Raw genomic sequence first — 7,433 nt, forward strand, 5'->3', positions numbered from 1 at the left:
ATAGTATTTCTGTAAATGTTTATGGCTATTTACAGAATAAAAACCGTTTCCAAATGGCAGCGGTTTTTATTCTATCTGTCCCATCATCTAGTATACTCACTAATACGTTATTGACATATTACATTGTAATTAAAGCTATTTTATGGTAAGTTTTTGACTGCATGTAGTTTAAATGTAAAAGTGCAAATGATCAATAAAAAATCTGATATGATTTCAATCAAAAGAAATTTACGTTAAAATAGTGAAATGACAATCTAATTTAATGATGAATGAGTTGTACATAGACGAACGGTGAATCAAACTGAATTGAAAGTGAGTGATCCATTTGGATCTTCTATCCATAAAAGACCCGAGTTTTTTAAAAAAATTATCGATCAATGAACTTGAAAAACTTAGCGCTGAAGTGCGCCAATTTTTAATTGAAAAACTTTCAGAAACTGGAGGACATATCGGCCCAAACCTTGGTGTTGTTGAGCTAACAATTGCACTTCATAAGGTTTTTGATAGTCCAAAGGATAAATTTATTTGGGATGTAGGTCATCAATCCTATGTTCATAAAATTTTGACAGGTCGTGCAAATGAATTTGATACATTACGACAGTACAAAGGCTTATCTGGCTTTCCAAAACGTGATGAGAGTATACATGACGTGTGGGAAACCGGTCATAGTTCAACTTCATTATCTGCTGCGATGGGCATGGTGATCGCAAGAGATTTAAAGAAAACAAAGGATCATGTGATTCCAATCATAGGTGATGGAGCACTAACTGGGGGAATGGCGCTTGAGGCTCTTAATCATATTGGGCATGAGCAAAAGGATATTATCGTTGTTCTTAATGACAATGAAATGTCTATTGCCCCTAATGTTGGTGCGCTTCATAATGTCCTCGGTCGGTTACGAACAGCTGGTAAATATCAGTGGGCAAAGGATGAGCTTGAATATTTATTGAAGAAGATTCCTGCAGTAGGGGGGAAACTTGCTTCAACAGCGGAACGAGTGAAAGACAGCTTAAAATACTTGCTCGTATCAGGTGTGTTTTTTGAAGAAATGGGTTTTACATATTTAGGTCCAGTTGACGGACACAATTACGATGCATTATTTGAAAATCTCCAGTACGCTAAAAAGACATCTGGACCTGTTTTACTTCATGTTATTACGAAAAAAGGCAAAGGGTATAAGCCGGCAGAAACAGATACCATCGGTACGTGGCACGGTACTGGACCATACAAAATTGAAACAGGTGATTTTGTAAAACCAAAAGCAATAGGACCTGCATGGAGCAAAGTTGTAAGCGAAACGGTACGAAAGCTTGCACGTGTTGATGACCGAATCGTTGCAATTACACCAGCGATGCCAGTTGGGTCTAAATTGGAAGCATTTGCTGAGGAATTTCCAGATCGCATGTTTGACGTTGGGATTGCTGAACAACATGCTACAACGATGGCAGCAGGACTAGCTACGCAAAATATGAAGCCGTTTTTAGCTATCTATTCAACGTTTTTGCAGCGTTCATATGATCAAGTTGTTCATGATATTTGTCGTCAAAATTTAAATGTATTTATTGGTATCGACAGGGCGGGGCTTGTTGGCGCAGATGGTGAAACGCATCAAGGTGTTTTTGATATAGCGTTTCTTAGACATATCCCTAAAATGGTCCTTATGATGGCGAAAGACGAAAATGAAGGTCAGCATCTTGTGAATACGGCCTTAAAATATAATGATGGACCGATTGCTCTTCGCTATGCCCGTGGCAACGGTATTGGCGTTAAAATGGACGAGGAGCTTAAGGAAATCCCGATCGGCTCATGGGAAGTATTAAGAGAAGGTAGCCATGCGGTTATTCTTACATTTGGAACGACGATTGAAATGGCGATGGAAGCTGCCGATCAATTAGCGGTACAAGGCAAGTCTATCCGTGTAGTTAATGCCCGTTTTATTAAACCTTTAGATGTTGATATGCTCCATCATATATTTGCAGAAGGTATTCCGATCCTTACGATTGAAGAAGCGGTGCTTCAAGGTGGCTTTGGAAGTTCTATTTTAGAGTTTGCACAGGAAAATAATTATTTGAATACACCAATATCACGTATTGGGATTCCAGATGAGTTTATCGAGCATGGTAGTGTAACGAAATTGCTTGAAGAAATTGGTATGACAACTGAGAATGTTGTAACCCAACTAAAGGCAATGATGCCTGGAAAAGAGAAAAAGGTACTTAGATCATGAGTAGTAAAAAAGAAAGACTAGATGTTTTGCTTGTAGAAAGTGGCTTATTTGAGACAAGAGAAAAAGCGAAGCGTGCCATTATGGCAGGCCTAGTTTACGGCAACGAAGAACGATTAGATAAGCCAGGTGAAAAAGTTTCACGCGACCTTGTGCTCACGGTTAAAGGAAACACCTTACCTTATGTTAGTCGCGGCGGCTTAAAACTAGAAAAGGCAATCAATGAATTTGATATCAATGTACAAGGGAAAATCATGATTGATATTGGTTCTTCAACTGGAGGCTTTACAGATTGTGCACTTCAAAATGGTGCAAAGCTCTCCTATGCATTAGATGTTGGTTACAATCAATTAGCATGGAAGCTGCGTCAAGATGAGCGTGTTGTCGTTATGGAGCGTACGAACTTTCGCTATTGTACACCTGCAGATTTTGAGCAAGGGATGCCAGAGTTTGCTTCAATTGATGTTTCCTTTATTTCGTTAAAACTGATTCTACCTGTATTAAAAACGATTCTTGTCACTCACAGTGATACGATTGCTTTAATAAAGCCGCAGTTTGAAGCTGGAAGAGAACTCGTCGGTAAAAAAGGGATTGTACGCGAGCCAAGTGTTCATGAACATGTTTTAACAGAAATGATGAACTTTGCTTTAAAGGAAGGGTATGATATTTATAACCTTTCCTATTCACCTATCACTGGTGGAGATGGGAATATTGAGTTTTTATTACATCTACGATGGGAAGGTCAAAAAGAACCAGGAACAAATCACTTCGGGAAACTCGCGAGTGAAATTGTTGAAGAAGCACATGCAAAATTAAAAGAAAATAAACGACAAGAAAAACAGGAAAAATAGCGATTGCTATGATCCTGTTTTTTCCTTGTTGACCAACTAAAAATGACTTCACTTTAGTCGGAATTATCTGTATATTCATGCATTTCATGACTAAACGGTTTACATCTTCCTAATTCGATTAAACTCCTTTAATCATCATTTTATGCAGTATTAACAATTCGGATTTGACTTTAATCTGTACATTTCAATGGTTTTCATATAAGATTAGAAGTATAAAAATACAAAAAAACGATAAACGCTGCATCATAGACGAAGGAGTGCTTTTATGAATAAAGGGCAAAGGCATATCAAAATCAGAGAAATAATTTCGAATAATGATATTGAAACTCAAGACGAATTAGTTGATTTATTAAAAGAATTGGGCTTTAATGTTACTCAAGCAACGGTTTCCCGTGATATTAAAGAACTACATTTAGTTAAAGTTCCAATGATGGATGGACGTTATAAATACAGTTTGCCTGCAGATCAGCGGTTTAATCCATTACAAAAACTAAAACGCTCTTTAATGGATGCCTTTGTAAAAATCGACTCAGCAGGGCATATGCTCGTGATGAAAACACTACCTGGAAATGCAAATGCAGTTGGTGCCCTGATTGATAATCTTGATTGGGATGAAGTATTAGGAACAATTTGTGGCGATGATACAATATTAATTATTTGTAGAACACCACATGATACCGAAATAATTTCAGAAAGATTTTTGAATATGCTGTAATGTAGAAATATACTTTGAAAAGCACTGAAAGGTACTGTACGGCTAGACATAATTCGTTGGCACGATTTCACTCGTCCGTTACTTTGCCACTAAGTGCCGAAACAATTTAAATAAGAGGTGTGATTCTGTTTGTTAGCGGAATTATCTATTAAAAACTTTGCCATAATTGAGTCATTAACAGTTTCCTTTGAAAAAGGGTTAACGGTGTTAACTGGAGAAACTGGTGCAGGAAAATCAATCATTATTGACGCAATTCATCTTTTAGCAGGTGCTAGAGGTTCGTCTGAATTTGTTCGTTATGGAGAAAAGCGAGCTGAGTTAGAAGGGCTTTTTCTTTTAGACGATGATCATCACCCTGTATATAGGAAATGTGATGAATTTGGGATTGATGTAAGTGATGGGATGATCGTGTTAAGAAGGGATTTATCTTCATCAGGTAAGAGTATTTGTCGGATAAATGGAAAACTAGTTACAATTGCCATCCTTAGAGAAATCGGACAGTGTATGGTCGATATCCACGGCCAGCATGACAATCAGGAGCTAATGAATGAAGAAAATCACTTATCATTACTTGATCAATATGGTGGGGGAAAAATAAAGCAAGCGCTTGAAGTTTATTTAGAAATTTATAAAAGCTTTGATCAATTGCGAAAAAAGATTACACAGCTTTCCGACAATGAGCAGGAAATGGCCCATCGTCTTGATTTACTTCAATTTCAACTTGAAGAAATTGAAAGTGCAGAACTTCAGCCGAAAGAAGATGAACTTCTTCAGGAAGAAAAAAATCAAATTTCGAACTATGAAAAAGTTTACGATTCCTTACATACTAGCTACAATTCCCTTCATGGTGAACAAAGAGGGCTGGATTGGGTTGGGCATGCGATGAACAATTTAGAGGATATAGGCTCAATTAACTCTACTTTGAAGGAGTTGTCAGAAACGATTTCAAATGCGTATTATCTACTTGAGGACCTTTCTTATCAACTGCGGAATGAACTAGAATCACTTGAGTTTGACCCGGCACGGCTGAATTTTGTTGAAGGTCGTCTGAACGAAATAAATCTTTTAAAACGAAAATACGGACAATCTGTTGAAGATATCTTGACGTATTCGGCTAAGATTGAAGATGAAATTGATACGATCAAAAACCGTGACAGTCATTTATCTAAACTTCAAAAGGAACTTGATTCGATCTTGAGCGATCTTTCGATTGAAGCAAAGAATGTTACAAGCATACGTAAAAACTTTGCTAAAGTGTTAATTGATGAGATTCATCGCGAGCTTAAAGAGCTTTATATGGAAAAAACCACGTTTGACGTAAATTTTTCTACGAAGGAAACAACTGAAAATGAACCTAAATTTACAGCAACTGGCGTTGACGAAGTAGAGTTTTATCTATCAACAAATCCTGGTGAACCGTTAAAGCCACTAAATAAAACAGCTTCAGGTGGTGAACTCTCAAGGATCATGCTTGCAATGAAGAGTATTTTTTCCCAACATCAAGGAATTACTTCCATCATTTTTGATGAAGTTGATACAGGTGTTAGCGGGCGCGTGGCTCAAGCGATCGCCGAAAAAATTTATCGAGTTTCAAGTGGCTCACAAGTATTATGTATTACCCATTTACCACAGGTTGCTGCAATGGCAGATACACATTTATATATTGCAAAAGAAACGAAATCAGGTCGGACAAAAACGAGTGTTAAGCCATTAATCGAAGAAGAGAAAATTAAAGAAATTGGTCGAATGATAGCTGGAGTTGAAGTAACAGAGCTTTCGAAAGAACATGCAAAAGAACTTCTTTTACTTGCGCATTCGTCAAAGAAATAAACAAAAAGTTGCCATTTTACTCTTGGCAACTTTTTTGTTGTCTAGCAAAAAACAATAAACTCCTTGGTTATTAGAGATTAGTGCCGACATTTTACTCTGGCTCTAAAACTAAAAACGGCATGCTCCTTATGTCCTTGATTAACGAATAATTAGAGACAGCTAACAGACATTTAGGAAAACCTTTTGTAAATATGCTAAAACTTACAACATATCCTTCAATTTTCTAGTTATTCAAGTTATAAATGATCGCTCATAAGGCTACATTAAAACTGTAGCCATATATAGTTTTGGTGTGTGTTAGGAGCGAGGAGAGTGAAGTTTTTTGCAGACAGATAAAATCAGAAAAATAATTGGTGTAATTCTCCTTGTTTCATTGATGAGTTTAGGATTTGTAAAAGAAGTAAAGGAATACGTTAAAATACCCAATAATTTGACGGTATTTGAATCACAAACAGTGAGCGTGCAAAGTTCGATTCCTGTGAATGCTTCCCGTGATACAGAAGAAGCATTTACAGTTCAAAAAAATAGCGATGGTAAAACCCTTGATGTTCATGGAAAAAAGGCGGGTGAAGGCGCAGTTGTTTTCGACCTAGCTGGCTTTCCGGTAAAAAAGATTGGAATTAATGTTCTTCCGGATTTTAAAGTGGTTCCTGGTGGACAATCCATCGGTGTAAAACTGAATACTCTTGGCGTATTGGTGGTTGGACATCATCAAATAAATACTTCTGAGGGAAAGAAGTCTCCAGGTGAACTTGCAGGTGTGCAGATTGGAGACATCATTACAAAGATTAACGGAACGAAAATTGAACAAATGAGTGATGTAACCCCATTTATTCAGGATGCTGGAAAAACGGGTGAGCCCCTTAATTTAGTTCTAACTAGAGAAGACAAAGAAATGAAGGCAAAGCTTGTTCCACTAAAGGATGAGAATGATCATTCCTATCGAATCGGATTATATATTCGCGATTCAGCCGCTGGCATCGGTACAATGACATTTTATGATCCAAAGTCAAAGAAATATGGTGCTTTAGGACATGTTATTTCAGATATGGATACGAAAAAGCCGATTGTCGTTGAAGATGGACAAATTGTTCGCTCAACCGTAACGTCAATTGAAAGAGGGAGCAATGGAAATCCGGGAGAAAAACTTGCCCGATTCTCTGCTGATAGCGAAATCATCGGAAACATTACACGGAACAGTCCGTTTGGTATATTTGGTCAGCTTAAAGAAAATATCAGCAATGGTATTTTAGATAAGGCAATGCCGATCGCACTTTCAAATGAAGTGAAAAAGGGCCCAGCAAAAATTCTTACTGTTGTTGACAATGATAAAGTTGAAGAATTTGATGTTGAGGTTGTAAGCACAGTCCCACAGAAATTCCCTGCGACAAAAGGAATGGTCATCAAAATTACCGATGAACAGTTACTAGAAAAAACAGGTGGAATTGTTCAAGGTATGAGCGGTAGTCCGATTATTCAAAATGGAAAAGTAATCGGTGCTGTAACGCACGTTTTTGTTAATGATCCGACTAGTGGATATGGCGTTCATATCGAATGGATGTTAAATGAAGCGGGGATCGATATTTATTCAAAACAAAAAGTGAGTTAATATGACGCTAAAGTTACAATTTTAGAATGATGAGATAGAAGTATGAAATTTCTTTATTTCTTAAAAACCGCCAAGAATGAGGTGACCCCTAAAAGTTAGAGTTTTATATTAAGCAGCTAATTGGCTGGTATGAATCCGGTATTGAACGGGACTCATGCCTGCCAATTTTTTCTTTATACGCTTGATATTATAATACTCTATATA

6 protein-coding genes are annotated in these 7,433 nt (G+C 37.2%); 5 read left to right on the top strand and 1 reads right to left on the bottom strand.

Annotated features, from left to right (window positions below; genetic code table 11):
- The first annotated feature begins 325 nt into the window (after nucleotides 1-325).
- The 5 genes from dxs (at nucleotide 326) to spoIVB (ending at nucleotide 7,229) form a co-directional block, all read left to right on the top strand.
- On the top strand, nucleotides 326-2,227 hold the full coding sequence (gene dxs / locus K9V48_RS10910; protein ID WP_224139029.1) for a 1-deoxy-D-xylulose-5-phosphate synthase: 1,902 nt from the start codon (nucleotides 326-328) through the stop codon (nucleotides 2,225-2,227).
- Nucleotides 2,224-3,075 carry a TlyA family RNA methyltransferase gene (locus K9V48_RS10915; RefSeq protein WP_224139030.1) on the top strand — a complete coding sequence of 284 codons (852 nt, stop codon included), beginning with the start codon at nucleotides 2,224-2,226 and terminating at the stop codon, nucleotides 3,073-3,075. Before dxs ends, K9V48_RS10915 begins: the two co-directional genes overlap by 4 nt.
- A 265-nt stretch (nucleotides 3,076-3,340) precedes the next feature.
- A complete protein-coding gene (ahrC, locus tag K9V48_RS10920) occupies nucleotides 3,341-3,790 on the top strand; it encodes a transcriptional regulator AhrC/ArgR (RefSeq protein WP_224139031.1) in 450 nt (149 codons plus the stop codon).
- Nucleotides 3,791-3,919: 129 nt separating this feature from the next.
- Nucleotides 3,920-5,620, top strand: coding sequence for a DNA repair protein RecN (gene recN / locus K9V48_RS10925; RefSeq protein ID WP_224139032.1), 1,701 nt, complete (start codon nucleotides 3,920-3,922; stop codon nucleotides 5,618-5,620).
- 376 nt (nucleotides 5,621-5,996) lie between these two features.
- Nucleotides 5,997-7,229 carry a SpoIVB peptidase gene (spoIVB, locus tag K9V48_RS10930; RefSeq protein WP_251525065.1) on the top strand — a complete coding sequence of 411 codons (1,233 nt, stop codon included), beginning with the start codon at nucleotides 5,997-5,999 and terminating at the stop codon, nucleotides 7,227-7,229.
- A 108-nt stretch (nucleotides 7,230-7,337) separates the two neighbouring features.
- Here the strand turns inward: spoIVB and K9V48_RS10935 are convergent.
- Nucleotides 7,338-7,433 (bottom strand): IS3 family transposase (locus K9V48_RS10935; RefSeq protein ID WP_224139039.1); only part of this gene is annotated, 96 nt, incomplete at its 5' end.

The sequence above is a fragment of the Metabacillus rhizolycopersici genome (assembly GCF_020075705.1).

Coding starts and splice junctions, on each gene's coding strand:
- K9V48_RS10915 (WP_224139030.1), top strand. CDS start 2,224: ATGAGTAGTAAAAAAGAAAGACTAGATGTTTTGCTTGTAGAAAGTGGC.
- ahrC (WP_224139031.1), top strand. CDS start 3,341: ATGAATAAAGGGCAAAGGCATATCAAAATCAGAGAAATAATTTCGAAT.
- spoIVB (WP_251525065.1), top strand. CDS start 5,997: ATGAGTTTAGGATTTGTAAAAGAAGTAAAGGAATACGTTAAAATACCC.